At 72.9% G+C, this 24,396-nt stretch carries 24 protein-coding genes; 14 read left to right on the forward strand and 10 right to left on the reverse strand.

The window, feature by feature from the left end:
• The first annotated feature begins 13 nt into the window (after nt 1–13).
• From ACRAKF_RS07820 to ACRAKF_RS07830, 3 genes are read left to right on the forward strand one after another with little or no spacing between them, the layout of a single operon-like run.
• Nucleotides 14–778 carry a LamB/YcsF family protein gene (locus ACRAKF_RS07820; RefSeq protein WP_447036198.1) on the forward strand — a complete coding sequence of 255 codons (765 nt, stop codon included), beginning with the start codon at nt 14–16 and terminating at the stop codon, nt 776–778.
• The gene (locus ACRAKF_RS07825; RefSeq protein WP_447036200.1) at nt 775–1,401 is read left to right on the forward strand and encodes a 5-oxoprolinase subunit B family protein; all 627 of its coding nucleotides are present in this window, start codon (nt 775–777) and stop codon (nt 1,399–1,401) included. The genes ACRAKF_RS07820 and ACRAKF_RS07825 overlap by 4 nt, the downstream gene beginning before the upstream one ends.
• On the forward strand, nt 1,398–2,267 hold the full coding sequence (locus tag ACRAKF_RS07830; protein ID WP_447036201.1) for a 5-oxoprolinase subunit C family protein: 870 nt from the start codon (nt 1,398–1,400) through the stop codon (nt 2,265–2,267). Before ACRAKF_RS07825 ends, ACRAKF_RS07830 begins: the two co-directional genes overlap by 4 nt.
• 5 nt (nt 2,268–2,272) lie before the next feature.
• Here the strand turns inward: ACRAKF_RS07830 and ACRAKF_RS07835 are convergent, their stop codons facing one another.
• Both ACRAKF_RS07835 and ACRAKF_RS07840 read right to left on the reverse strand, forming a co-directional pair.
• Complete coding sequence (locus ACRAKF_RS07835) at nt 2,273–3,691, reverse strand: HEAT repeat domain-containing protein (RefSeq protein WP_447036202.1); 1,419 nt, start codon at nt 3,689–3,691, stop codon at nt 2,273–2,275.
• Between the two features lie 300 nt (nt 3,692–3,991).
• Nucleotides 3,992–4,384, reverse strand: coding sequence for an ankyrin repeat domain-containing protein (locus ACRAKF_RS07840; RefSeq protein WP_447036203.1), 393 nt, complete (start codon nt 4,382–4,384; stop codon nt 3,992–3,994).
• Between the two features lie 273 nt (nt 4,385–4,657).
• Here ACRAKF_RS07840 and ACRAKF_RS07845 point away from each other — a divergent pair, with 273 nt between their 5' ends.
• Entirely contained in the window at nt 4,658–4,852 is a 195-nt protein-coding gene (locus ACRAKF_RS07845; protein ID WP_062779671.1) for a hypothetical protein, read from the forward strand.
• Nucleotides 4,853–4,889: 37 nt separating this feature from the next.
• Entirely contained in the window at nt 4,890–6,467 is a 1,578-nt protein-coding gene (locus ACRAKF_RS07850; protein ID WP_447036204.1) for a hypothetical protein, read from the forward strand.
• Nucleotides 6,468–6,479: 12 nt separating this feature from the next.
• Here ACRAKF_RS07850 and ACRAKF_RS07855 read toward each other — a convergent pair whose 3' ends face one another.
• A complete protein-coding gene (locus ACRAKF_RS07855) occupies nt 6,480–7,979 on the reverse strand; it encodes an SCO1417 family MocR-like transcription factor (RefSeq protein ID WP_447036205.1) in 1,500 nt (499 codons plus the stop codon).
• 206 nt (nt 7,980–8,185) lie between these two features.
• On the opposite strand from ACRAKF_RS07855, the gene yczE reads away from it, so the two are divergent.
• The 4 genes from yczE to ACRAKF_RS07875 all read left to right on the forward strand — a co-directional run bounded on the left by yczE (nt 8,186) and on the right by ACRAKF_RS07875 (nt 11,594).
• Nucleotides 8,186–8,809, forward strand: a complete 624-nt coding sequence (yczE, locus tag ACRAKF_RS07860) for a membrane protein YczE (protein WP_447041862.1) — start codon at nt 8,186–8,188, stop codon at nt 8,807–8,809.
• Nucleotides 8,806–9,573, forward strand: coding sequence for a glycerophosphodiester phosphodiesterase (locus ACRAKF_RS07865; protein WP_447036206.1), 768 nt, complete (start codon nt 8,806–8,808; stop codon nt 9,571–9,573). Before yczE ends, ACRAKF_RS07865 begins: the two co-directional genes overlap by 4 nt.
• A gap of 43 nt (nt 9,574–9,616) precedes the next feature.
• Nucleotides 9,617–10,963 carry an MFS transporter gene (locus ACRAKF_RS07870; RefSeq protein ID WP_447036207.1) on the forward strand — a complete coding sequence of 449 codons (1,347 nt, stop codon included), beginning with the start codon at nt 9,617–9,619 and terminating at the stop codon, nt 10,961–10,963.
• Between the two features lie 256 nt (nt 10,964–11,219).
• On the forward strand, nt 11,220–11,594 hold the full coding sequence (locus ACRAKF_RS07875; protein WP_030360404.1) for an RNA polymerase-binding protein RbpA: 375 nt from the start codon (nt 11,220–11,222) through the stop codon (nt 11,592–11,594).
• A gap of 114 nt (nt 11,595–11,708) precedes the next feature.
• Here the strand turns inward: ACRAKF_RS07875 and fxsA are convergent, their stop codons facing one another.
• The 4 genes from fxsA to ACRAKF_RS07895 all read right to left on the reverse strand — a co-directional run bounded on the left by fxsA (nt 11,709) and on the right by ACRAKF_RS07895 (nt 15,832).
• A complete protein-coding gene (fxsA, locus tag ACRAKF_RS07880) occupies nt 11,709–12,284 on the reverse strand; it encodes an FxsA family membrane protein (protein WP_447036208.1) in 576 nt (191 codons plus the stop codon).
• Nucleotides 12,285–12,383: 99 nt separating this feature from the next.
• Nucleotides 12,384–13,175 (reverse strand): polyprenol monophosphomannose synthase, encoded by a 792-nt coding sequence (locus ACRAKF_RS07885; protein WP_447036209.1) that lies wholly within the window; start codon nt 13,173–13,175, stop codon nt 12,384–12,386.
• 491 nt (nt 13,176–13,666) lie between these two features.
• Nucleotides 13,667–15,328 (reverse strand): amidohydrolase, encoded by a 1,662-nt coding sequence (locus tag ACRAKF_RS07890; protein WP_447036210.1) that lies wholly within the window; start codon nt 15,326–15,328, stop codon nt 13,667–13,669.
• Nucleotides 15,329–15,391: 63 nt separating this feature from the next.
• Nucleotides 15,392–15,832, reverse strand: coding sequence for an Lrp/AsnC family transcriptional regulator (locus ACRAKF_RS07895; RefSeq protein WP_447036212.1), 441 nt, complete (start codon nt 15,830–15,832; stop codon nt 15,392–15,394).
• Nucleotides 15,833–16,091: 259 nt separating this feature from the next.
• On the opposite strand from ACRAKF_RS07895, the gene ACRAKF_RS07900 reads away from it, so the two are divergent.
• Nucleotides 16,092–16,520 (forward strand): hypothetical protein, encoded by a 429-nt coding sequence (locus ACRAKF_RS07900; protein WP_447036213.1) that lies wholly within the window; start codon nt 16,092–16,094, stop codon nt 16,518–16,520.
• A 326-nt stretch (nt 16,521–16,846) separates the two neighbouring features.
• Nucleotides 16,847–17,053 (forward strand): hypothetical protein, encoded by a 207-nt coding sequence (locus tag ACRAKF_RS07905; RefSeq protein WP_447041863.1) that lies wholly within the window; start codon nt 16,847–16,849, stop codon nt 17,051–17,053.
• Here ACRAKF_RS07905 and ACRAKF_RS07910 read toward each other — a convergent pair.
• The gene (locus ACRAKF_RS07910) at nt 17,016–18,188 is read right to left on the reverse strand and encodes an acyl-CoA dehydrogenase family protein (RefSeq protein ID WP_447036214.1); all 1,173 of its coding nucleotides are present in this window, start codon (nt 18,186–18,188) and stop codon (nt 17,016–17,018) included. The two genes, ACRAKF_RS07905 and ACRAKF_RS07910, sit on opposite strands and share 38 nt — an antisense overlap.
• Nucleotides 18,189–18,577: 389 nt before the next feature.
• Between ACRAKF_RS07910 and ACRAKF_RS07915 the strand changes: the two genes are divergently transcribed.
• Complete coding sequence (locus ACRAKF_RS07915) at nt 18,578–19,822, forward strand: glycoside hydrolase family 18 protein (RefSeq protein WP_447036215.1); 1,245 nt, start codon at nt 18,578–18,580, stop codon at nt 19,820–19,822.
• A 107-nt stretch (nt 19,823–19,929) separates the two neighbouring features.
• Here ACRAKF_RS07915 and ACRAKF_RS07920 read toward each other — a convergent pair whose 3' ends face one another.
• Complete coding sequence (locus ACRAKF_RS07920; RefSeq protein WP_447036216.1) at nt 19,930–20,076, reverse strand: SCO1431 family membrane protein; 147 nt, start codon at nt 20,074–20,076, stop codon at nt 19,930–19,932.
• Between the two features lie 199 nt (nt 20,077–20,275).
• Between ACRAKF_RS07920 and ACRAKF_RS07925 the strand changes: the two genes are divergently transcribed.
• On the forward strand, nt 20,276–21,754 hold the full coding sequence (locus ACRAKF_RS07925; protein WP_447036217.1) for a M1 family metallopeptidase: 1,479 nt from the start codon (nt 20,276–20,278) through the stop codon (nt 21,752–21,754).
• A gap of 61 nt (nt 21,755–21,815) precedes the next feature.
• On the opposite strand, the gene ACRAKF_RS07930 is transcribed toward ACRAKF_RS07925, so the two are convergent.
• Entirely contained in the window at nt 21,816–23,207 is a 1,392-nt protein-coding gene (locus ACRAKF_RS07930) for a peptidase C39 family protein (protein WP_447036219.1), read from the reverse strand.
• A gap of 203 nt (nt 23,208–23,410) precedes the next feature.
• Here ACRAKF_RS07930 and ACRAKF_RS07935 point away from each other — a divergent pair, with 203 nt between their 5' ends.
• Nucleotides 23,411–24,088 (forward strand): uridine kinase family protein, encoded by a 678-nt coding sequence (locus ACRAKF_RS07935; RefSeq protein WP_447036220.1) that lies wholly within the window; start codon nt 23,411–23,413, stop codon nt 24,086–24,088.
• Nucleotides 24,089–24,396: the final 308 nt, after the last annotated feature.

Genomic DNA, 24,396 nt, shown 5'->3' on the forward strand with positions numbered 1-24,396 from the left:
GAGACTTACCCGTATGAGCACCCCTTCCATCGACCTCAACGCCGATCTCGGCGAGGGCTTCGGCCGCTGGCACCTGACCGACGACGAAGAGCTGCTGTCCGTCGTCACCAGCGCCAACGTGGCCTGCGGCTTCCACGCGGGCGACCCGGCCACCATGCGCCGGGTGTGCGAGCGCGCCGCCGAGCGCGGAGTACGGATCGGGGCGCAGGTCTCCTACCGCGACCTGGCGGGCTTCGGCCGGCGCGCGATGGACGTGCCGGCCGCCGAGCTCGCGGCCGAAGTGGCGTACCAGATCGGCGCCCTGGAGGTGTTCGCGCGGGCGGCGGGCACGCGCGTGTCGTACGTCAAGCCGCACGGCGCGCTCTACAACCGCGTCGTCCATGACGAGGACCAGGCGGGCGCCGTCGTCGAGGGCGTCCTCCTCGCGAATGACTCGATGCCCCTCCTGGGGCTGCCCGGTTCACGCCTCCTGAAGGCGGCGGCCGAGGCCGGTCTCCCGGTCGTCACCGAGGCGTTCGCGGACCGCGCCTACACCGACGAGGGCACCCTGGTCCCGCGCGGCAGCGAGGGCGCGGTGATCACGGACGCGGACGCCGTCGTCGAACGCTCCCTCGGCATGGCCGGGCCCGGCGTCGTCACCTCCCTCTCGGGGCGCGAGATCGCGGTCCGCGCGCGGTCGCTGTGCCTGCACGGCGACACCCCGGGAGCCGTGGACCTGGCCCGGCGCGTGCGCTCGCGCCTGGAGTCGGCGGGCGTCCGCGTGGAGGCCTTCGTATGAGAGCCCTGCCGGTGGGCGAGCACGCCCTGCTGGTCGAACTGGCCGACGGGGCCGAGGCCCAGGCACTCCACGCCGAGCTGCTGCGCCGCAGGGCCACGGGGGCCCTCAGGGTGCGGGAGATCGTGCCCGCGGCGCGCACGGTGCTGCTCGACGGCCTCGACGAGCCCGCGCGCGTCCAGGCCGAGCTGCCGCACTGGGAGATCCCGCCGCTGTCCCCGCGCGAGGGCGCCGTCCTGGAGATCCCGGTGCGCTATGACGGCCCTGACCTCGCCGACGTGGCGGCGCACTGGGGCGTGGACGTGCCGGAGGTGGCACGCATCCACTCGGCGGCCCGGTTCCGCGTCGCCTTCTGCGGGTTCGCGCCCGGCTTCGGCTATCTGACCGGGCTCGCCGAACGCTACGAAGTGCCCCGCCGTGCCACGCCCCGCACCACCGTCCCGCGCGGCAGCGTCGCGCTCGCCGGACCGTACACGGGCGTCTACCCGCGCGCCTCGCCCGGCGGCTGGCAACTGATCGGTTCGACGGACGTCGTGCTGTGGGATCATGCGCGCGTGCCCGCGGCCCTGCTCTCCCCCGGCGTGCGCGTCCGCTTCGTCGCGGTCGGCGCACCGGAGGGCCCATGACCGACCGTGCCTTCGTCGTCGTGCGGCCCGGGGCCCTGACCACCGTGCAGGACCGCGGACGCCCCGGCCACGCCCACCTCGGGGTGCCCCGCTCGGGAGCCCTCGACCGGCCGGCGGCGCGCCTGGTGAACCGCCTGGTGGGCAACGACCCCGAGGCCGCCGTCCTGGAGACCACCCTCGACGGCTGTGCCGTACGCCCCCGCCGCCCCGTGACGGTCGCGGTCGGCGGCGCCCCCTGCCCGGTGACCGTGGACGGCCGCCCTGCTCCCTGGGGAGCGCCGCTGCGGGTGCCGGCCGGGGCGCTCGTGAACGTCGGTTCCGTCGTCTCCGGAGTACGGAGCTACGTCGCGTTCGACGGGGGCGTGGCCGCCGATCCCGTACTCGGCAGCCGCTCGACGGACCTGCTCTCCGGGCTCGGCCCGCCGCCGCTCGCGACGGGCGCCGTACTGCCGCTCGGCGACCCGAGCGGCACGCACGCACGCGTGGACGCCGCTCCGCAGCCCGCGCCCCCCGGGGAGCTGGTGCTCGCGGTGACGCTCGGGCCGCGGGCGGACTGGTTCACGGCGGCGGCGCTGAGAACGCTGACCACGCGCGCGTACCGCGTGTCGTCGGCGAGCAACCGCATCGGCCTGCGCACCGAGGGGCCGGCCCTGGAGCGCGCCGCCGAGGGCGAGCTGCCGAGCGAGGGCATGGTCCTCGGCGCCGTGCAGGTGCCGCCCGACGGCAGGCCCGTCGTCTTCCTCGCCGACCACCCCACCACCGGGGGCTACCCGGTCGTCGCGGTCGTCCGCGAGCCGGACCTCGCGGCGGCGGCCCAGGCGCCACCGGGGACGCCGGTGCGCTTCGTCCGCGTCGGCCGCCGCTGATCCGGCTACACGGCGGGCGCGTCCGGGCCGATCCGGCTCCGGACCGCGGTCTGTACCTCGTCCTCCTCGGCGGGGTCGGCCGCGAGCCTGCGGAGGCGGTTGACCACGCGGGCGTCACCGGTCTCGGCGTGCCGCGCGGCGACCTCGCGGGTGGACTCCTCGCAGTCCCAGAGGCACTCGACGGCGAATCCGGCGGCGAAGGAGGGATCGGTGGCGGCGAGCGCGCGGGCGGCGCGGCCCCGGAGGTGGGAGGAGGCGGTCTCGCGGTAGACGTGGCGCAGCACGGGGGCCGCGCAGGCGATGCCGAGGCGTCCCGCGCCGTCGACGAGGCTCCACAGCGTCGGCGCGTCGGGGCCCTCGCCCCTGACCGCCTCGCGCAGCGCGGCGAGGACCGGCTTGCTGTCCTGTGCCCCGCCCCGGCAGGCGAGCACGCGCCCCGCGGCGGCCCCGAGCTCGTCCGGCCGGTAGGCCCAGCGTCGGGCGCGCTCGACGGCGGCGACGCTCCGCATCCGTTCGAAGGCCTCAAGGGCGGCGTCCACCACGACCCGGGAGGAGTCCTCCACGGCGTACTCGATGAGGTCGAGGACGGCCGGGTCCTGGGCGTCGGCCAGATAGCGCAGGGCGGTGCCGCGGGCCCCGTCGGAGCCGCCGCGGGCGGCCTCGATGATCTCGGTCCTGTCGTCGGGCCCCGCGACGGCGGACAGGCAGCGGGCGGCCGGCACGTGCAGCACGGCTCCGCGCTCAAGACCCTCCTGGGCCCAGTCGAAGACGGCCTGGACGCTCCAGCCGGGGCGTGGCCCGGACGGCCGCATCTGGCGCTGCCAGCGGTCGAAGGAGCCCTGCTCCCGCGCGGCTCGCACGCGGGCACCGATGCCGGGGCGCGGGTCTTCTTCCCAGAGCCGCCAGGGGCGCGGTTCGTAGGCGTCGCGGACGACGGCGGCCAGCTCGGCCTCGCCCTCCGCGTCGGCGGGGAACCTGGCGAGCACGGGGGCGGCGAGGGCGCGCAGGCCCGCGTCGTCGTCCCGCAGGGCGAGCTCGTCGAGGGCCCAGGCCCAGTTGGCCCCGGAGCGCGCGTACCGGCGCAGGAGTTCCAGGGCGTCGTCGCGGCCGTAGGAGGCGAGGTGGCCGAGGACCGCCAGGGCGAGCCCGGTCCGTGAGTCGTCGGGGTCGAGGATGTCCTCGGCGTCGAAGAGGTGCCGCTCGATCTCGCCGAGCCCGCCGTTGAGGTCGAGGTAGAGCCGTGCGTAGTACAACGAACGGTTCTCCACCTGCCAGTCGTGGCGTGGATCGTTCAGCACGCAGTGGTCGATGGCGGCGAGCGCCTCGTGCCGGGGTGCCGTGAGGGCGTGCAGGGTGCCGTCGCCGCGGCCCCGCTGCAACAGGCCGAGCAGCGTACCGCTGGGCGCTATGACCGGATCGAACATGGGAAACAGCCTCACATCAAGCGTCGACGCAACCGGGAATCTCGCATTACCTGGCCGTGCGCCAACACGTCGGGCCGCCCGCGGTCTCTTGCTTGTCGAAGACCATTTTCCTCTGCCTCTCGTCGGTGGCCCCATGGGTCCCGGACGGGAGGTCCGGGGGCGGGCCGCTCACGGCCCACGCGGTGCGGCAGAACCTGCCCCGCCGTCGCGTCCGTGAATCACGTCGTCATGATGACCCGGCGGTCGTGCCCGCCGCGACCACATTTCCTGCGCCCCCGTCGTTGCTGGTCAGGTACCCGCTCAGGCGGCCCCGAACAGCTCGATCAGCTCCGTCTTCGCGAACATCCTGGCGGTGTCGATCGCCGACGGCGTGCCCGCGGCCGGATCGGCGCCGCCGTCGAGGAGAGCCCGGATCACCTCGTTCTCGCCCTTGAAGACGGCCCCGGCGAGCGGCGTCTGTCCCCGGTCGTTGGCGCGGTTGGCGTCGCCGCCGCGCTCCAGGAGCGCCCGGACGGCCTCGGCGTGCCCGTGGTAGGCGGCGAGCATCACCAGGGTGTCGCCGCTGTCATTGGTGAGGTTCGCCGGGACACCGGCGTCGACGTATGCCGCGAGCGCCGCGGTGTCGCCGTGGCGGGCCAGATCAAAGATCTTGGTCGCCAGCTCCACGACCTCGGGGTCATGGGCTTCGCTCATGGGGGCGTCCGCCTTTCTGGGTGCGCTGCGAGTGCAGCCGTACGAGTGAATCGACAGGGTACTGCCCTCGCGGGCTCATGGCGCGGTCCGGCCGGGGCAGCGGCCGTGACCACCGCCACGGATGGCCTGACCTGCTCACGAGTGGCCCTGGGGCCCTCCGCCGTTCGAGCGAAATCGTGGTGATTTCACTCATTTGCACCTTTTGTCGTATGGATACATGCTGTGAGCCTGGAACAACTCATGGTGACTGTCCCCTCGACCAGGAGAACGCTCATGATCCTGTCCATCTCAGGTGTCGTGCTGCTCGGAATCATCGTCTTCCTCTTCTTCCGCAAGGACGGACTCAAGGCCTCCCACGCCCTGGTCTGCGCCCTCTTCGGCTTCTACCTCGCCGGCACCGCCCTCGCGCCGAGCATCAAGGCCAGCGGCGCGAGCCTGGCGAGCCTCCTCGGCGGGATCAAGTTCTGACCGCCCCGCCCCTCGTACGCACCTCCAGGAGACAGACGTGGCCAGGCGCCCACTCCCCCGCATTCCGAGCAACGGCACCGCGTCCATCGCGCGCGGCCGGGAGCTGGCACGGTCGGCCGCCGACAGCGCCACCGACGTCCTCCACCCGCTGATCACGATCACCCGTGGGCTGCGCCGCCTCGCCGGGGCCGGGCGGCGCAAGTGGACGGACACGCCCAAGGACAAGCGCGGACCCCTGCTGTTCATGGCCGCCTCCGTGGTCCTCGTGGTGGCCCTCGTGCCCTACGGGGGCATGCTGGCCCTGGTCTGCCTGATGGGAGCGGCCGCCTGGGCGGGCCGCGAGCGCACCGAACCCGTTCCGGAGGGCCCCGACGACGCACAGGCGCAGCGGCTCCAGTCCCTCTACGAAGCGCTCGTGCCCCACTTCTCCGTCCCCGAGGACCCCGCCCCGCTCTACGCCCACGGCGGCGACTGGGAGGCGGCCCTCATCTCGTACGACTTCGACGACACCGGCCGCGTCCGCTGCCTCGGCGTGCGCTATCCCGCGTACTTCGCGGACGGCGACCTGGAGTCCCGCGCGCGCGTGGAGGCGTTGCTGCACGCGAAGGCGGGCCGCGGACGCGAGTACCACTTCGCGTGGGACGAGGAGGCCAACGAACTGACGGTCACCGTCCTGGCGCCGCTGCCCACCGACATCGCGGCCCAGCGCTTCGTCACCGCCCCCGGCGAGACCGTCCTCGGCTTCACCGACGAGACCGGCGTGCAGCGCACCCTCCCGGTGGCCGACGGCGACGGCACACGCGACATGCCCCCCGTCGTGTGGCGCACCGGCATCCGCTCCACCGAGCCCCATCTGCTGATCGCGGGCCGGCCGGGCAGCGGCGCCACGACGCTGCTGCGGTCCATCGCCCTCCAGGCGCTCAGGTACGGCGACGTCCTGATCGTCGAGGGCGGTGGCACCGGCGACTACGCGTGCCTGGCGGGCCGCGACGGGGTGCTCGCCATCGAGTGCGGCCTCGCCGGGGCGCGGGCGAGCCTGGAATGGGCGGCGCACGAGACCGAGCGCAGGCTCATCGCCGCCAACCGCGCCCGGCAGGCGGGCCATCCGCAGCCCGAGGACATCAAGCGCCCCCTGTGGCTGCTCGTGGACCGCCCGAGCGCGCTCGGCCACCTCGCCGCTGCCGACGGCCGCGACGACCCGCAGTCGCTGCTCCACGTCCCCCTGCGACACGGCAGGGCGGCCAACGTGACGGTCGTGGTGGCCGACCAGCTCGACTGCCTGGACGCCCTGAGCGACGCCGTACGGCAGCACACACGCGCGCGTGTGGTGCTCGGGCCCGCCGTTCCGTACCAGCTCGCGGAAGTCCTCGGCACGCCACCGCACACGACCCCCACCCCGGACGTCCCGCCGGGCCGGGGCTACGCGCGACTCGGCACGGGGCCGGTGCACCGCCTCCAGGTGCCCGCCACGCCCGACCCCTACGACGACGCCACGAGCGAGACGCACCGCCGGGCGGTCATGGACCTGCTCCCGCCGAGGAACGCCCCGGCCAAGGCCGCCCCCGCGGTGGACGCCACGGCCCCCGAGACGCGGCCGGCGCCCGCGGAGGGCTGAGCCGCCAGGGCGTCAGGCGACGAAGGAGTGTGTGGCCTGGGTGCCGGCGCCGGCGCCGCTCTCCACCAGGCGGGCCGCCGCGGCGAGCCGCACCGCGGCCTCGTCGGCCACCGCGCCGCCCACGGTGAACGGCAGTCGTACGTACCCCTCGAAGGCGCCGTCGACCCCGAAGCGCGGCCCCGACGGCACCCGCACGCCGACGCGCTCGCCCACTTCGGCGAGGCGTGACCCGGAGAGCCCCCCGGTGCGCACCCAGAGCGTCAGGCCGCCGCGCGGCACCTCGAACTCCCAGTCGGGCAGCTCGCGGCGGACGGCGGCGACCAGCGCGTCACGGTTCTCCCTGGCCTGGTCCTTGCGCAGGGTGACGGCGGACTGCCAGCCGCCGGTGTTCAGGAGCCAGTTCACGGCGAGCTGTTCGAGCACGGGGGTGCCGAGGTCGGCGTAGGCGCGGGCGGCGACGAGGCTGCGGATCACGTCGGGGGCGGCCCGCACCCAGCCGATGCGCATCCCCGCCCAGAACGCCTTGCTCGCCGAGCCGACCGTGATGACCGTGGAGCCCGCCGGGTCGAACCCGCAGACGGGGCGCGGCATGTCCAGGTCCGCGTCGAGCCCCAGCTCGCTCATCGTCTCGTCGACGACGAGGACCGTGCCCGCCGAGCGGGCGGCTTCGACGAGCTGCCGGCGTTGGTCCTCGTCGGCGAGCGCACCGGTGGGGTTGTGGAAGTCGGCGACGACGTACGCGAGCCGGGGCGCGGCGTCGCGCAGGATCTGCCGCCAGCGGCCCATGTCCCAGCCGGTCAGCCCCTCGGCCATGGCCACGGGGACGAGCCTCGCCCCGGCCTCGCGCATGAGCTGGAGGATGTTGGCGTACGAGGGGGATTCGACGGCGATGCGTTCGCCGCGCCCTGCGAAGAGATGGCAGATGGCGTCGATGGCGCCCATCGCGCCCGTGGTCACCATGATCTGCTCGGGCATGGTCGGGATCCCGCGCGCGGTGTAGCCCTCGGCGAGCATCTCGCGCAGCGCGGGCAGCCCGGCGGGGTAGTCGCCGTGCGTGTGCGCGTACGGCGGGAGCGCTTCGAGGGCGCCCTGGACGGCACGGGTGAGCCAGGGCTCGGGCGCGGGCAGTGCGGCGCAGCCCAGGTCGATCATGGAGCCGAGCGCCTCGGGCGGCAGCGGTTCCAGGCCGCGCGCGGGCAGCGGGTTCCCTGCGGGGACGGCCGTCCAGCTCCCCGCTCCCCTGCGGGACTCCAGGAACCCCTCGGTGCGCAGCGCCTCGTAGGCGGCGGCGACGGTGGTGCGGCTGACGGCGAGGGCCACGGCGAGCTCCCGCTCGGCGGGCAGGCGGGCGGCGACCGGGACGCGGCCTTCGAGGACGAGCAGTCGGATACCGTCGGCCAGGGCCCGGTAGGCGGGCGGCCGGCGCGTGCCCGTGCCGCTCGGCCTGGCCTGCTGGGAGGCGAGGAGCCTGGCGAGCTGCGTCGAGCCCATCGCCGAAGTCCACTGAGCCATGATGACCGGTCCACCTTCCCGGAATTGGCCATGGTTGCGGCCTGCTTCCACGCCACAGGGTGTCACGTGTCCGACCACCAGCACCACAGGGGGAGCTTTCCTTGCCCAGCAGGAAGTCCACTACGAAGCCCCGCACGCGGCCCGGTACGCAGCCCGCTCCGAGACCCCGTAGCGCGCCCCATCCGCGGTCCCTCCTTCCCCGACGGCTGGTCCAGCTCTACGGGGGCCTCGCCCTGTACGGCGTGAGTTCCGCGCTGATGATCGAGGCGGGCTTCGGGCCCGAGCCGTGGAACGTGCTCAACCAGGGCCTGGCGGAGCTGACCGGCCGCTCCATCGGCGTCGTGTCGATCGTGGTGGGCGCGGCCGTGCTCCTCCTGTGGATCCCGCTGCGCCAGCGGCCCGGCCTCGGCACGGTCTCGAACGTCGTCGTCTGCGGTCTGGCGATGGACGCCGCCCTGGCGCTGCTGCCGGACGCCCACACGCTTCCCGTCCGCGTCCCGCTGATGGCCGCCGGAGTCCTCCTCAACGGTGTGGCGACCGGGCTCTACATCTCCGCCGCCTTCGGTCCGGGGCCCCGGGACGGCCTCATGACGGGCCTGCACGCGCGCACCGGCCGCTCGGTCCGGCTGATCCGGACCGCGATCGAGGTGGCCGTCGTCGCCACCGGCTTCGCGCTCGGCGGCACCGTCGGCGTCGGCACGGTCCTCTATGCCCTGTCGATCGGCCCGCTCGCCCAGTACTTCCTGCGCCTCTTCGCCCTGCCCTCGCCGGCCGCCGGACATGTGGCGGCCTCAGGAGGGCCTCCGGAGCGCGCGATACTTCAGCCGTGACCTCGCGCGTACGCCACCCTTACCTCGATCACCCGGGGCCGCTCGCCCTCGCCCACCGCGGGGGCGCCGCGGACGGCCTGGAGAACACCGCGGCCGCCTTCCGGCGGGCGGTCGGGCTGGGCTACCGCTACATCGAGACGGATGTGCACGCCACGTCCGACGGCCGCCTCCTGGCCTTCCACGACGAGACGCTGGACCGTGTGACGGACGCCGCGGGACGCATCATCGACCTGCCCTGGAGCGAGGTGCGACGCGCGCGCGTGGCCGGCCAGGAACCGGTGCCCCTCTTCGAGGACCTGCTCGAAGAGTTCCCGGAGGTGCGCTGGAACGTGGACGTGAAGGCGGAGCCCGCGCTCCTGCCACTCCTCGAACTGCTCCGCCGCACCGACACCTGGGACCGCGTCTGCGTCGGCTCGTTCTCCGAGGCCCGGGTGGCCAGGGCCCGGCGCATCGCGGGCCCGCGCCTCGCCACCTCGCTGGGCACCCGTGGCGTGGCGGCGCTGCGCCTGCTCTCGTACGGCGTCCCCGTCGCCCCGCACCGCTCGGCGATCTGCGCGCAGGTGCCCGAGACGCACGCGGGGATCCGCGTGGTCGACCGCCGCTTCGTCCGCGCGGCCCACGCGCGCGGGTTGCAGGTGCACGTGTGGACGGTGAACGACGCCGAGCGGATGGCCGCCCTTCTGGACCTGGGCGTGGATGGCATAGTTTCCGATCACATCGAGACGCTGCGCGAGGTGCTGAAGGACCGGGGGACCTGGGTCTGACCGCCGCAAGGGCGGCACACCACGGGGAACAGCGAGGTCATGGGTGAGCACCGACACCGCGCGGGAGGCGGCGGCCGAGAGCGCCGGACGACGGCGCGAGCAGCAGGGCTGGTACGTGTACGACTGGGCGTGCTCGGTCTACTCCACGAGCGTCCTGACGGTGTTCCTCGGGCCCTACCTCACGGAGATCGCCAAGGCGGCCGCCGACCCCGACGGGTACGTCCACCCGCTGGGCATCCCGGTCAGCGCCGGATCGTTTTTCGCGTACACCGTCTCCGCGTCCGTGCTGGTGTCGGTCTTCGTGATGCCGGTGGCGGCCGCTTCCGCCGACCGCGGCGGCCGCAAGAAGCCGCTCCTGGCGGTCGCCGCCTATCTGGGTGCCGCCGCGACGACGGGCATGTTCTTCCTGGACGGCGACCGCTATCTCCTGGGCGGCTTCCTGCTGATCGTCGCCAACGCCTCGCTCGCCGTCTCGATGGTGCTCTACAACTCCTACCTGCCGCAGATAGCCCTCCCCCACGAACGGGACGCGGTCTCCTCGCGCGGCTGGGCCTTCGGCTACGCCGCGGGTGCGCTCGTCCTGGTGGCGAACCTGGTGCTGTTCCTGGCCCACGACACCTTCGGCGTCTCGGAGGGCACGGCGGTCCGCATCTGCCTGGCAGCGGCGGGCGTGTGGTGGGGCGCCTTCACCCTCGTACCCCTGGGGCGGCTGCGGGACCGGCGGGCCGCGCCGTCGGAGTCCGCCGCGCGCGGAGGGCTGCGGCAGCTCGTGTCGACGGTGCGGGACATGCGGCGCCACCCCCACACACTCGCGTTCCTGCTGGCCTACCTGGTCTACAACGACGGCGTGCAGACGGTGATCTCGCAGGCGTCCGTCTACGGCTCCGAGGAACTGGGGCTCAGCCAGTCCACGCTGATCGTCGCGGTCCTGCTCGTGCAGGTCCTCGCGGTCGCCGGGGCGCTCACCATGGGCAGGATCGCGCGGACCCACGGCGCCAAGAAGACCATCCTCGGCTCCCTCCTCGCCTGGACGGTGACGATCGGGGCCGGGTATTTCCTGCCGGCGGGGGCGCCCGTCTGGTTCTTCGTCCTGGCCGCCGGAATCGGACTTGTGCTCGGGGGCACCCAGGCGCTCTCCCGTTCGCTCTTCTCGCACCTGGTCCCGCGCGGCAAGGAGGCCGAGTACTTCTCCGCGTACGAGATCAGCGACCGCGGCATGGCCTGGCTCGGGCCCCTGATCTTCGGACTCACCTACCAGCTCACGGGGAGCTACCGGGACGCGATCGTCTCCCTCGTGGTCTTCTTCCTGCTGGGTTTCGCCCTGCTCGCGAGGGTGCCGGTACGGCGTGCGGTGCGCGACGCGGGGAACCCCGTACCCGAGCGGATTTAGCAACTGAGGCCAAAGGCCGGTAGTGTACGCGTTTGGCCTGCCAGGCGGACCGTTACTGCGAGCTTAAGTGTCAAGAACGCTGGGTGACATCTGCTGCCAGAGGTGACAAACCGGGCACTGGTGGGTACAACAAGGGGCGGCATACGACGGCGACGCATGACCCTTAACGGGAATCTTTACCGCCGACCGGACGTTGACCGGATGACGACGACAGCGACACCTGTCCTGTGGGCGACAAGCCCGGGAGGCACGATTCATGAGTGAGCGAGCTCTTCGCGGCACGCGCCTCGTGGTGACAAGCTACGAGACCGACCGCGGCATCGACCTGGCTCCGCGCCAGGCCGTGGAGTACGCATGCCAGAACGGACATCGTTTCGAGATGCCGTTCTCGGTCGAGGCGGAGATCCCGCCGGAGTGGGAGTGCAAGGTCTGCGGGGCCCAGGCACTCCTGGTGGACGGCGACGGACCTGAGGAGAAGAAGGGCAAGCCGGCGCGTACGCACTGGGACATGCTCATGGAGCGGCGTACTCGAGAAGAACTCGAGGAGGTCCTGGAGGAGCGCCTGGCGGTTCTCCGGTCCGGCGCCATGAACATCGCGGTGCATCCGCGGGACAGCCGCAAGTCCGCCTGACAACGGACCCGGCGCACAACCGCACCACGCATCAAGCGCATCAAAGAGGTCCGGGGCCACTGCTGAGCAGTGGCCCCGGACCTCTTTCGCGTGCCTCCGGGCACGCGAAAGGCCTCAGCGCGGGAGCTGCGGGTCGTCCGGGCGCGGTCCGCGCGGCGGCTCGTCGTCCTTGATGACCTCACCGGGGACGACCTTGCCGTCGGGGCGGTGCATCCGGGCCTGCTGGAAGGCGTCCCCGAAACCGCCGGGCGTCGCCTCGCGGACCTTGCGCTCCAGAGTGCGCTCCGCATACCGCCCCAGCGCCTTCTGGACCGGCGGCACCAGCAGGATCAGCCCCAGGGCGTCCGAGATCAGCCCCGGCAGGATGATCAGCAGGCCGCCCAGCATCGTCAGGGCGCCGCCACCGCCCCGGCGCTCCTCGGTGGGAGCCATGCCGCTCTGCTGCTGTTGCACCGCCTCCTGGAGCTTGCGGAACGCCCGGCGCCCCGCCCGCTTCATCACCGCGGAGCCGAGCAGCAGGCCGCCCACCAGGAGCAGGAAGACCACGAGGCCGCTCGTGGCGCCCGCCACGACGGTGAGCAGCCAGATCTCCAGGACCAGCCACGCGGCGACGCCGAGCGGCAGATACCTCAGAGGCCCGGAGCGCCGGGGTCTGGCAGGGCGGATGGGAGGCGGTGCGCCATTCGTCATGCTCCCAGTGTGCCTGGACCGGCCTCAGGCCGGGATAAGGGGGATGATCATGATCAAGAAGTGTGGGCACGGGCGGCCCGCGGGGGCCGCCCGGCGGGATCAGTGGTGCTTGCGGCCGATGACGCGGCCCACGCGCTCCCCGACGCCCCAGGCGGTGACCCGCCACAGCGCCTCGACCACGATGTTCTGGCTCATCTTGCTGTCGCCGAGCTCCCGCTCGACGAACGTGATGGGCACCTCGACCACGTGGTAACCCGCCTTGACGGCGCGGCGCGCGAGGTCGACCTGGAAGCAGTAGCCCTGCGACTCGACCTCGCCGAGGCCGAGGCCTTCGAGGGTCTCGCGGCGGAAGGCGCGGTAGCCGCCCGTGACGTCGCGGATGGGCACGTCGAGCAGGAGGCGCGAGTATGTGCTGCCGCCCCGCGAGATGAGCTCCCGGTGCTTGGGCCAGTTGACGACCCGGCCGCCGGGCACCCAGCGCGAGCCGAGCACGAGGTCGGCGCCCTTGAGCGCGGTCAGCAGGCGCGGCAGCTCCTCGGGCTGGTGGGAGCCGTCCGCGTCCATCTCGATGACGACGCCGTAGTCGTTCTCCAGGCCCCAGCGGAAGCCCGCCAAATAGGCGGCGCCGAGCCCTTCCTTGCCCTTGCGGTGCAGCACGTGCACGTGGTCGTCGTCGGCCGCGAGCTCATCGGCGATCTTGCCGGTGCCGTCGGGGCTGTTGTCGTCGGCCACCAGGACGTGCGCGTCCGGGACCGCGGCCCGGACCCGGCCGACGATGGACTTGATGTTCTCCGCCTCGTCGTAGGTCGGAATGATCACCAAGGCCGTGCCGAGCGAGCCGAACTGCCTCCCTTGGTCCCCCGCATCGGAGACCCGACCGCCGTCGTTCACTACTGCCCCTTCGTTCGTACGCAGAGGACCACCATAGTGGCCGCGGCCTGCGCCGTAGCGTCCGCACGGAGGTCGGGGCGGCAGGACGTGCGGATCAGGGCCCGGCGCCCTTCGGGCCGGCCTGGGACCCGCTGGCTGCGGATCGACCGAGTGCCGTTGTCTACTGAGCGTCCGGGCCCCACCCGAGTTCCACCTGCCGGCCGGCTGTGACGCTCCCTCTCCTCCGCGTCGCGGGCGCTGGACCTGGCTCCCGGTGGTGGTGCGCCGGTGCGGCACACCGCCCGTGACCCAGCGGCGTTCGACGATCGCGTGGAGGTTCGCCGGTCGGACGTCCTGTGGTGGACCCGGCCGAACCTACCGGCCCGCGACGGCTTCCTGTCAATAGCCCCGTGAACTGCGGTGCGGTCACGGACCGCCAGGTCAGTGCCCGGGATTCCCAGGTCGTACGGAGCCACGCCGGGCCGAGGCCGGCGCCGCGCACCGCCGTGACATCACTCTTGTGGCCGCACGTAGACCGTTCGACCGGCCACCACCGTGCGCAGGCAGACGGGGAGTTCGGCCCCCGGCGACAGGTCGGGCAGACCGGGGGTGCCCGAGCGCGGGTCGGTGGACCAGCGGGCGACCCGGTCGTCCGGGGCCTGCACCACCAGATCGGCGGTGCGCCACACGGCGTAGTCCGCGGGCGCGCCGGGCACCAGGACACCCGCGTCGTCGCGGCCGCACGCCCGCCAGCCGCCCCGGGTGTGGGCGGTGAACGCGGCGCGCACCGAGACGCGGTGCTCGGGCGTGCGGTGGAAGGCGGCCGCGCGGACCGTGCCCCAGGGGTCGAGCGGCGTCACCGGGCTGTCGGAGCCGAAGGCCAGGGGCACGCCCGCGCGCAGCAAGGCCGCGAACGGGTTGAGGGTGCGCGCACGCTCGGCACCCAGGCGCCGGGCGTACATGCCGTCCTCGCCGCCCCACAGGGCGTCGAAGGCGGGCTGCACGGACGCGGTGAGGCCGAATTCGGCGAAGGCGGCGATCGTTTCCGGCGTGAGCATCTCGGCGTGCTCCACGCGGTGCCTGGCGCCCCGTAGGCGGGCCAGGCCGACCTTCTCGGCGGCCTGGCGCATGCCGGCGGCCACCGAGCCCACCGCGGCGTCCCCGATGGCGTGGAAGCCCGCCTGGAGCCCCGCCTCGGTGCACGCCACGACGTGGGCCGCGACGGCGGCGGCGTCCAGGTGGGCCGTGCCGGTGTGGCCGCCGTCGGCGTAGGGCTCGTGCAGGCAGGCGGTGTGCGAGCCGAGGGCGCCGTCCACGAAGAGATCGCCCGCGGCGCCGGCCGCGCCCAGCTCACGCGCGCGCGTGACGCCTTCCGCGCCCTGCTGGGCCCAGTAGCCGATGACGCGCGGCCCGGCCTCCCGCGCGGCGAGCCGCAGCAGCCCGGTGAAGTCGTCCTCGTCGGAGATCTCGGGCCCCGCGCACTCGTGCACGGAGCCGATGCCGAGGGAGGCGGCGTGCCGCAGGGCGACGCGCTGGGCCTCCTCGCGCTGGGCCGGCGTGACGGCGGCGAGGGCGGCGGCCCGCACCCCGTGGTGGGCCTCGGCGGTCAGCGGGGCGTCCGGGTGGAAACCGGGCCGCCCGGTGATGCCGGGCACCAGGTCGAGCAGGGCGGTGGTGGCGACCGCGGAGTGGACGTCGATCCGGGAGAGGTAGAGCGGCCGCCCGCCGGTGGCCTCGTCGAGCTCCGCGCGCGTGGGCGGGCGTCCGCCGGGCCAGCGGGCGGCGTCCCAGCCGTGGCCGAGCAGCACCTTGTCGTGCGGGCGCGCGGCGGTGTGTTCGCGTACGGACACGAGGGCGTCGTCCAGCGAACGGGCTCCCGAGAGGTCCAGTCCCGTCAGTGCGAGGCCGGTGGCCGTGGTGTGCACGTGGGCGTCCGTGAACGCCGGGGTGACCAGGGCGCCTTCGAGATCGACCACGTCGTCGACGCCGGCGGCGAAGGCGTCCGCCGCGCCCTCGGAGCCGACCCAGGCGACATGTCCGCGTTCGACGACCATCGCGGTGGCGAACGGGTCGGCGGGGCTGTGGACGTCGCCGCCGCGCAGCAGCACGGTGCGGTGGTCCTGGGGGGCCTCGGGGTCCTGCGGGTCGCCCCCGGGGGCGGTGCTCTCACTCATGGGACCAGTCTCGCCCCTGCGCGCGGGGGCGGGACGCCGGGGTCGCCCGCCGGGCGTGCCGGGTCAGAACTGCGGCGGGCGGGCCTCGTAGGGCGTGGAGAGCACGACGGTCGTGCGCGTGGAGACGCCGGCGAGCGCGCGCAACCTGCCGAGCAGGTGCTCCAGCTCCAGCGGGGTGGCGACGCGCACCTTGAGGATGTAGTTCTCGTCGCCCGCGACGCTGTGGCAGGCCTCGATCTCCGGGACTCCCGCGAGGCGTTCGGCGATGTCGTCGGGGGCGCTGGGGTCGAACGGCTTCACCGAGATGAAGGCGGTCAGGGGCAGCCCGACGGCCTCGGCGTCGACGACCGCGGCATAGCCGTGGATCACGCCCCGCTGCTCCAGGCGGCGCACCCGCTGGTGCACGGCCGACGTGGACAGGCCCGTGGCCTTGCCCAGGTCGGTGTAGCTCATCCGCCCGTCCTTGACGAGCAGCTGCACGATCTGTCGGTCCAGCTCCTCCATGCGGCGAACCTACAGGGCTCTTGATCCCCCCGGATACCCGAGCGACGGGAAGGGACGTGCGTGATTCCCGTCCGTCCGCGTTTCCCCTGTGGCCACCGGGACGCCTCCGGCCAGGCAACTCCCCCTGGCATGTGATGAAGGCCACACCTCTCCGGCGGGGTCCCGGGAGATGTCACGATTACCCCTACGACGGGACGGGAAGTGCTTGCTGTGGTCGAGGCCGCAGCGCCTTGTCGGCCCACCCAAGGGGGAGAGTTCCATGCAGAATCTGAAGCGTCCCGCCCGATCCGCCCGCGCGAAGCAGCAGCCGGCCGTCGAGCCCGAGCCGGAGGGCGTCGAACCGGCCGACTCCCTTCTCGACGCGTACGACACCTTCGAGATGTACCGCGTGAACTGCCCCGACTGCGGGCAGCCGATCGCGCTCCTGGCCGACGAGGACGTCCTGCCGGAGCACGCGCTGTGCCCCACTCCGTGGAACCCGTTCGGGCTCACGGTCTGTGCGGGCACCGGACGTGAGGCGGCCGACGCCGAGCCCGCCGACGAGACGATGGAGGCCCAGGAGCAGGACACCGCGCTGCTGCTGACGCTCCCTCAGGGGCTCGACTGGCGGACGCAGCCCTTCTCGCACGTGGGCGGGCCGGATTCGCGCCCCTTCCACGTGCCGCGGCAGGACCGTCCCGCGGCCTGAGCCACCGGGTACGACCCGACTCACCAGGAGCCGCCTTGCGGGCGCCCGCGGCCTCGCGGGCGCCGGACCTCCGTGAACTGACGCCCGATTCCGCACGCCGGTGACCTTGGGGCGGCCACGGGCGTTGGCCTGGCATGACCTCTACGGACAGTGGTCCGACGCACGTCCCCGCCGGTCGCAGGCGGCGCACCCTGGTGACGGTGCCCGCCTCCGCAGAATCGGTTTCCCGGAGGACCCAGCGGGCCCCGCAGCCCTCCCAGGCCGAGTTGCCGCAACAGTCCTGGCAGCAGCCCCGCCAGCCCCAGCCGCAGCAGACGTACCAGGCCATGTACCCGCAGGCGCAGCTCACCGCCCATCAGCCGTCCCCGGCCGTCCAGGACCCGCCGATCTACCGCGCCCTGATCCGGATGTGGGCCGACCGCGGCCGGACGCTGCCCGGGCGCCACGACCCGGAGTGGTGCATGCTCGTGGCGCCGCCGGTGCCGCGCGGTCCGTTCAGCGGGAGTCGGGACCCGCGAGGTGACGCGCGATGACCATGCGCTGGATCTGATTGGTGCCCTCGACGATCTGGAGCACCTTCGCCTCGCGCATGAAACGCTCGACGGGGAAGTCCGCGGTGTAGCCGTACCCGCCGAGGACCTGCACGGCGTCGGTCGTCACCTTCATCGCGGCGTCCGTGCAGAGCAGCTTCGCCATCGCCGCCTGCTTGGAGAACGGCCGGCCCGCGTCCCGCAGCCGCGCCGCGGCCAGATAGAGGGCCCGGCCCGCCTCGATCTGCGTCGCCATGTCCGCGAGCATGAAGCGGAGCCCCTGGAAATCCGCGATCGGCCGGCCGAACTGCTGCCGCTCCGTGGCGTACGAGAGCGCCTCGTCGAGCGCCGCCTGGGCCACGCCGATCGCGCAGGCCGCGATGCCGAGCCGCCCCGAGTCCAGCGCGGAGAGCGCGATCGCGAAGCCCTGGCCCTCGTCGCCGATGCGCCGGGAGTCGGGCACGCGTACGCCGTCGAAGTGGATCTGGGCGGTGGGCGAGCCCTTCATGCCCATCTTCCGCTCGGGCACCGCGGCCGAAAGCCCCTCGGCGTCGCCCGGCACCAGGAAGGCCGTGACGCCGCGGGCGCCCTCGCCGCCGGTGCGGGCGAGGACGGTGTAGAAGTCGGCGACGCCCCCGTGCGTGATCCAGGCCTTGGTGCCGGTGATGACCCAGTCGTCGCCCTCGCGCACGGCCTTGGTGCGCAGCGAGGCGGCGTCGGAGCCCGACGCGGGCTCGGAGAGGCAGTACGCGCCGAGGAGGCCGCCGCCGAGCATCGCGGGCAGGTGCGCGGCCTTCTGCTCCTTGGTGCCGTACCCGGCGAGGGCGTGGCAGGAGAGGGTGTGGACGCTGACGCCGAGGCCGACCGTGAGACGGGCCGCGGCGAGCTCTTCGAGGACCTGGAGGTAGACCTCGTACGGCTGGTCGCCGCCGCCGAACTCGGCGGCGTACGCGAGGCCGAGCAGGCCCGATTCGGAGAGCAGCGCGAAGACCTCGCGCGGGAAGTGCCCGGCGTCCTCTTCCTCGGCCGCCTTCGGCGCGATCTCGCGCTGGACGATGTCCCGGACGAGCGAGAGCAGATCCCTGGCCTCGTCCGTGGGCAGCTGACGTTCCACCGGCTGCAAGGCGTGGTCGGGCATGTCGCTCTCCTCCCTGTGGGGCTACGACGGACGCCCGCGCAGGGTGAGGCGGCGCCGCCGAGAAACGATGCCGAGCCAGGGTCTCCCTCCGGGTCACGGAAGCGGCTGACCAGCGGCTGTGGCGCGTTGAGTATGCCCGATCGGCGGCAGCCAGTCACTAGTTAACGACCGCTTACTCGAAAGAGATGCGAGATCGCCACGAAGGTCGTCGAGAGCGTCCGCATTGGTACGCACCATTGACCAACTGGTCTAGTCCTCCTACTGTTTTCCCCGGACGCCTTACCGCGTTCATGTCAAGGTCCACGGCACCACTTCCCCCTCCCTTCACGCAGGGGTCCGCCCCACGCAGGGGTCGCCCCACGCAGGGTCCTCCCCCACGAGGAGACACGATGCTCAGACCGCACTCTTCCCGCCCGGGCTTCCGGGCCCTGGTCGCCACCGCCTGTTGCGCCGTCCTCGGCGCGGGCCTGCTGGCCGGCGCGGGCACCGCGACCGCCGGGCAGAGCCCCGCCCCGCAGCAGAAGGCCGCCGCCGGCTCCAAGGTCGTCGGCTACTTCACCGAGTGGGGCGTCTACGACCGGAACTACCACGTCAAGAACATCGAGACGTCCGGCTCCGCCGCCAAGCTGACGCACATCAACTACTCCTTCGGCAACGTCCAGGGCGGCAAGTGCGCGATGGGCGACGCCTACGCGGCCACCGACAAGGCGTACACCGCCGACCAGTCGGTGGACGGCGTCGCCGACACCTGGGACCAGCCCCTGCGCGGCAACTTCAACCAGCTCCGCAAGCTGAAGAAGAAGCACCCGAACCTCAAGGTCCTCTGGTCGTTCGGCGGCTGGACGTGGTCGGGCGGGTTCACCGAGGCCGCGAAGAACCCCGAGGCGTTCGCCAAGTCCTGCTACGACCTGGTCGAGAACTCCAAGTGGGCCGATGTCTTCGACGGCATCGACATCGACTGGGAGTACCCCAACGCCTGCGGCCTGACGTGCGACACCAGCGGGCGCGACGCGTACAAGAAGCTGATGTCGGCGGTCCGTTCGAAGTTCGGCGGCGGCAACCTCGTGACCGCGGCGATCCCGGCCGACGCCTCGGCCGGCGGCAAGCTCGACGCCACCGACTACGCGGGCGCCGCCCAGTACGTCGACTGGTACAACCCCATGACGTACGACTACTTCGGTGCCTGGGACGCGAAGGGGCCGACCGCCCCGCACTCGCCGCTCACCTCCTACAGCGGCATACCGAAGGCCGGCTACGACTCCGACGCCACCATCAAGAAGCTCAAGGGCCTCGGCATCCCCTCGAACAAGCTGCTGCTCGGCATCGGCTTCTACGGCCGCGGCTGGACGGGCGTCACGCAGAAGGCGCCCGGCGGCACCGCCACGGGCCCGGCGGCGGGCAAGTACGAGCAGGGCATCGACGACTACAAGGTGCTGAAGACCAAGTGCCCGGCCAACGGCACGGTCGGCGGGACCGCGTACGCCCACTGCGGCAACAACTGGTGGAGCTACGACACCCCGGCGACCATCGCGGGGAAGATGACCTACAAGAACCAGCAGGGCCTCGGCGGCACGTTCTTCTGGGAGCTCAGCGGCGACACGGCCAACGGTGAGCTGATCAAGGCCATCAACTGACCGGTGGGCGGACATGCCGAAGGGGTGGGAGCCGCACGGTGGCTCCCACCCCTTCGGCGATCCCGGTCATCGCCTCGCGCACGCCCCCGCGCAGGGCGTGACGGCGATCACAGCAGGCCGGCCTGCGTGACGAGCATCGCGAGGACGACGACGAGCGCCCAGCCCGCGAGGTGTTCGAGCAGGTTCGGTCCGTCTTCCTTGGGGCCGCCGGTACGGGCCCGCACGCGGGGGGCGGTGACAGAGGTCGCGGTCATGTTCTCTCGCAGACGTTCGACTGGTCTTCCCCCCACGGGACCTCTCCACCTTGCCAGTCGCTCGGCGGATTGCGGGAGAGAGCTTGGTCACCCCACAACTGAGCGCGGGTGCCGTGCGTCTAAGACGGGACACGACGCGTCTCGGACGAGAGATGCGACACGACGCACGACCGGGCAGCATCCGACCGAGAGGTTCCCGATGAGCACGTACCGGACGTCCCACCGCAGAGCGCGGCTCACCCTCGCCGCCGCGGTCGCCGTGGCGGCCACCCTCACCGCACCCGTCTCCCAGGCCGCCCAGGCCCCCGCCCCGAAGCCGTCGCCGGGCGCGCCGGGACTCGGCGACCCGATGTTCCCGCTGGACGGGAACGGCGGCTACCGCGTGGACCGCTACTACCTGGACTTCGACTGGCAGGCCCCGAGGACGCCGTTCGAGGCGGCGACGACCATCAGGGCGACCTCCACCCAGGCGCTCTCGCGCTTCAACCTGGACTTCGCGGGCAACACCCTGCACGCCGTGACGGTGAACGGCTCGAAGGCGGACGCCTCGCGCGCCGGCGACGAGCTGACCGTGACGCCCGGTTCCCCGATACCCGAGGGCCGCTCCTTCACCGTCAAGGTCACCTACACCGCCGATCCGACGCAGACCCGGCACCGCGACGACGCGATCGAGGACTACGGCTGGATTCCCACGCCCGACGGCACGGTCGTCTACCCGCAGCCCAACGGCGCCCGGCTGATCTTCCCCGGCAACGACCACCCCAGTCAGCGGGCACCGGTCACCTTCCGCATCACCACGCCGAGCGACCGCACGGCCGTCGCCAACGGCAAGCTGGTCTCGCGCACCCAGGCCCCCGGCGGCCGGCTGCGCTGGACGTACGACTCCGAGCAGGCGCTCTCCACGCAGCTCGTGCAGCTCGCCGTGGGCAAGTTCAAGCTGGTCGAGAGCGAGGGGCCCGGCGGTCTCCCGCTGCGGGACGTCGTGCCGGACGCCCTCGTCGAGCCGACGGCCGCCTACCGCGCGCTCACGCCCGACCACCTGAAGTGGCTGGAGGAGCGGCTCGGCCCCTACCCCTTCAACCGCTACGGCATCCTGGTCGGCGACACCGACCTCGGCGTGGCCCTGGAGACGCAGACGCTGTCGCTCGTCCCCAAGGCCGACCTGCTCGGCACCAAGGTCGACGCCGAGCGGAACATGGTGCACGAGCTGACCCACCAGTGGTTCGGCGACAGCGTGGCCCTCGAGAGCTGGTCCGACCTCTGGGTGAGCGAGGGACACGCCCGGTTCTACGAGCGGCTGTACTCCGAGGCCAACGGCGGGGACAGCTTCGAGGCCGCGATGAAGACCGCCTACGCGGCGCACGACCAGTGGCGCAAGGACTTCGGCGCCCCCGCGGAGCCGACCGAGCCCAACCTCTTCAAGCGCATGCGGTACGACGGCTCCGCCCTCGTCCTGTACGCGCTGCGCGAGAGGGTCGGCGAGGCCACGTTCCGGAAGATCGAGCGCGCCTGGGTCAGCGGATTCAAGGGCCGCACGGCGAGCACACGGCAGTTCGTCGGCCTGGCGTCGAAGGTCGCGGGCGAGGACCTCGAAGGCTTCCTCCACCCGTGGCTGTACGGCTCGAAGACCCCGCCGATGCCGGGACACCCCGACTGGGTGGTCGACCCGGTGACGTGAGCCCGCGGCCGGGGGTGCGGGCGCCGGGCCCGCACCCCCGACCGGTCACCCGTTCACCCGGTCACTTGACGCCGACGGCCGCCAGCGCCTTCTTCTGCGCCGCACTCAGCTTCACCGGGAAGTACAGGTAGCAGACGCCGCCGGTGCCGGAGACGACCTTGCCCGTGGCGTTGTACCGCTTCGTACGCAGCCAGATGTTCTCCCACTCGCGGCGCTTGTAGACGCGGCGCACCGCGGGGTTGCTGGGAGACGCGGGGTCGTTGGCGATGACGTCGCCGCCGGCCGTGAAGCCGATGACGGTCATCAGGTGGCCCGCCGTGCCGTACCCGGCGCCCGTCAGCTCCTCCTTGCGGAAGGACTGGGACGTGATGGCCGGGATGCCCGCGGCGATCAGCGCCTCCAGTTCCGTGAGCGAGGCGAGGCGGGTCACGACGCCCTGGAGGTCCTTGTACGTGGCCGCGTACGCCGCGTTGAAGGGCCAGTTGCCGCAGCCGTCGTACTGGTAGTCGAACGTGGCACGGGCCGCGTGGCACACCTGCGGGTCGGCGTAGGAGGGGTCGACCCAGGCCAGGTCGGCCGGCGTGGGTCTGCGGCCCCAGTACTCGATGACCATCTGCGAGGAGGTCGGGCTGCACCAGGCCTCGCCGCCGTTGTCGTACTCGGGGTACTGGCCCGCGTGGATCTCCTGCGAGTACCGCGGGACCTTCAGCTCCTTGGCGAGCCCCGGCTTCGAGGCGGGGACGGTGAAGCGGTCGGGCACCGCGGAGGCCATCGCACCGGCCCGCCAGACCGTGGGGGTCGCGGTGGCCCCGGGCTCGCGGTACAGCGTGAGCCGCAGCCGGTAGGAGACGACGCGCGGCCCGGCCGCCGTGTCGTTCAGCGAGAGCGTGTCCGTCCAGACCGTGGATCTGCCGTCGGTCTGGTCGTCGACGGAGGTCCGCCGGATGTCCTTCTCCTTGTCGTCCCCCGAGGCCCAGCGGCCCATCACGTACCAGGGCGTCTTCGTCCCGTCCTGGTACGTGCCCCGCAGCTCGGTCTGGAGCCAGGTGCCCGCGGGGGTGTCCGCGTTCCAGGAGGCGATGAGCTCGGTGGCGGGGACGGTGGAGCGGTGCACGGGCGAGGTCCACCGGGCGTACTCCCAGGTGGCGGTCCTGCCGGTGTGCGGGTCCGCGTAGTCGGCGCGGCCCGCGGCCCTGCCGACGCGCAGCCCCGGCCTGGCCCCCGCGGTGACGGCCGTGCCCTCGGCGGTGCCGGTGCGCCAGTCCGCGCCCGTGGTCCAGAAGCGGTTGTCCACGTGCCGGTCGGCGCGCGGGCGGCGCTGCCCCGGCCCCGCGGCCGGGACGGCGAGCGCGGGCCCCGCGCTCGCCGCGAGGGCGGCCACGGCGGCGGCCGAGGCGAGGACGGATCTGCGGGACATGGCGTCAGAACGGTCGGGTCGGTCAGCTCGGTCCATCAAGGGACCCCCAGTCGACGTGGTTCCTGCGGAATGGGGAAAGGCTCGGTCGGGTGCACGGAAGTGGGCCAACTATGGCCGTTCCCCGCTGATTTCTGCCAGCGCTTCGGGCACCGCCGCACCCACTTATATTGGCCTCAACCAATGGCATGACCTGCGGCGGCGCGCGGAACACCTCCTTCCGGGGTCGTACGCTTGCCGGAATGACCCCGGACCCGCCCGCGAAGAGCCCGAAGCCGCACGATCCGCTTCCCCCGCTGCCGCGTCTCGCCGGAGCCCTGCGCCGGCTGCCGCCCTCCTGCGGCCCGGTCCGGCTGATCGCCGTGGACGGGCACGCGGGCTCGGGCAAGTCGACCCTCGCGCGGCACCTCGCCGAGGCGCTCGGGGGCGCGCCCGTCCTGCGGCTCGACGACATCGCGAGCCACGGCGAGCTGTTCGCCTGGACGGACCGGCTGCGGCGGTGGGTCCTTCGACCGCTCGCCCTCGGCGAGACGGCGCGTTTCACGACGTACGACTGGGTGGAGCGCCGGTTCGGCCCCGCCGAGCAGACGCTGCCGCCCGCCCCCGTGGTGATCGTCGAGGGGGTCGGCGCGGGCCGCGCGGCGCTGCGGCCCCACCTCGCCGCCCTGCTGTGGATGGACGTGACGCGGGAGGCGGCATGGCGGCGCGGGCGCCTGCGGGACGGGACTGCCCAGCGGGGTTTCTGGGACGGATGGGAACCCGCGGAGCTGCGGCACTTCACCGAGGACCCCTCACGGCCCTTCGCCGACATTTTGGTACGGCAGTTCCCCGAGGGATACGAGGTGCTGCCAGGGCCCCGTGGGACATCAGTGGGGACCCAACTCGTCACGGAGTGTGAAGGACCATCGGCGGTCCGCTGAACCTCCGGAAAGTGTCTTCCAGTTGGGCCCGAGACTTTTCCATGAGTGCCCCAACTCTGCTTGACCCGGGGGCCTTACAGGACTTACGTTCTGAATGTGCGGTCCTGAGGGACCGACCGCAGACGCGAAGCCCCCGGTTGTTCCCCCGTGATCGGGGGCTTCGTTCTGCCTCAAGCCCTCCATTTTCGGCCGCCGCGAGCCGCCATTCGCTCACCCTCGGTCACCATCGGGACCCCGCTCCACGGCCACATCCGGCCGATCTCTCGCTGCGGCACCCTACGGCCGACCGCTCCCCCGCAGGTACGATG

The sequence above is a fragment of the Streptomyces sp. DSM 118878 genome (assembly GCF_052936595.1).

Coding starts and splice junctions, on each gene's coding strand:
- ACRAKF_RS07835 (WP_447036202.1), bottom strand. CDS start 3,691: ATGTTCGATCCGGTCATAGCGCCCAGCGGTACGCTGCTCGGCCTGTTG.
- ACRAKF_RS07845 (WP_062779671.1), top strand. CDS start 4,658: ATGATCCTGTCCATCTCAGGTGTCGTGCTGCTCGGAATCATCGTCTTC.
- ACRAKF_RS07905 (WP_447041863.1), top strand. CDS start 16,847: ATGTACCCGCAGGCGCAGCTCACCGCCCATCAGCCGTCCCCGGCCGTC.
- ACRAKF_RS07830 (WP_447036201.1), top strand. CDS start 1,398: ATGACCGACCGTGCCTTCGTCGTCGTGCGGCCCGGGGCCCTGACCACC.
- ACRAKF_RS07925 (WP_447036217.1), top strand. CDS start 20,276: ATGAGCACGTACCGGACGTCCCACCGCAGAGCGCGGCTCACCCTCGCC.
- ACRAKF_RS07890 (WP_447036210.1), bottom strand. CDS start 15,328: ATGAGTGAGAGCACCGCCCCCGGGGGCGACCCGCAGGACCCCGAGGCC.
- ACRAKF_RS07825 (WP_447036200.1), top strand. CDS start 775: ATGAGAGCCCTGCCGGTGGGCGAGCACGCCCTGCTGGTCGAACTGGCC.
- ACRAKF_RS07920 (WP_447036216.1), bottom strand. CDS start 20,076: ATGACCGCGACCTCTGTCACCGCCCCCCGCGTGCGGGCCCGTACCGGC.
- ACRAKF_RS07900 (WP_447036213.1), top strand. CDS start 16,092: ATGCAGAATCTGAAGCGTCCCGCCCGATCCGCCCGCGCGAAGCAGCAG.
- ACRAKF_RS07915 (WP_447036215.1), top strand. CDS start 18,578: ATGCTCAGACCGCACTCTTCCCGCCCGGGCTTCCGGGCCCTGGTCGCC.
- ACRAKF_RS07910 (WP_447036214.1), bottom strand. CDS start 18,188: ATGCCCGACCACGCCTTGCAGCCGGTGGAACGTCAGCTGCCCACGGAC.
- ACRAKF_RS07930 (WP_447036219.1), bottom strand. CDS start 23,207: ATGGACCGAGCTGACCGACCCGACCGTTCTGACGCCATGTCCCGCAGA.
- ACRAKF_RS07820 (WP_447036198.1), top strand. CDS start 14: ATGAGCACCCCTTCCATCGACCTCAACGCCGATCTCGGCGAGGGCTTC.
- ACRAKF_RS07895 (WP_447036212.1), bottom strand. CDS start 15,832: ATGGAGGAGCTGGACCGACAGATCGTGCAGCTGCTCGTCAAGGACGGG.
- ACRAKF_RS07855 (WP_447036205.1), bottom strand. CDS start 7,979: ATGGCTCAGTGGACTTCGGCGATGGGCTCGACGCAGCTCGCCAGGCTC.
- ACRAKF_RS07840 (WP_447036203.1), bottom strand. CDS start 4,384: ATGAGCGAAGCCCATGACCCCGAGGTCGTGGAGCTGGCGACCAAGATC.
- ACRAKF_RS07935 (WP_447036220.1), top strand. CDS start 23,411: ATGACCCCGGACCCGCCCGCGAAGAGCCCGAAGCCGCACGATCCGCTT.
- fxsA (WP_447036208.1), bottom strand. CDS start 12,284: ATGACGAATGGCGCACCGCCTCCCATCCGCCCTGCCAGACCCCGGCGC.
- ACRAKF_RS07875 (WP_030360404.1), top strand. CDS start 11,220: ATGAGTGAGCGAGCTCTTCGCGGCACGCGCCTCGTGGTGACAAGCTAC.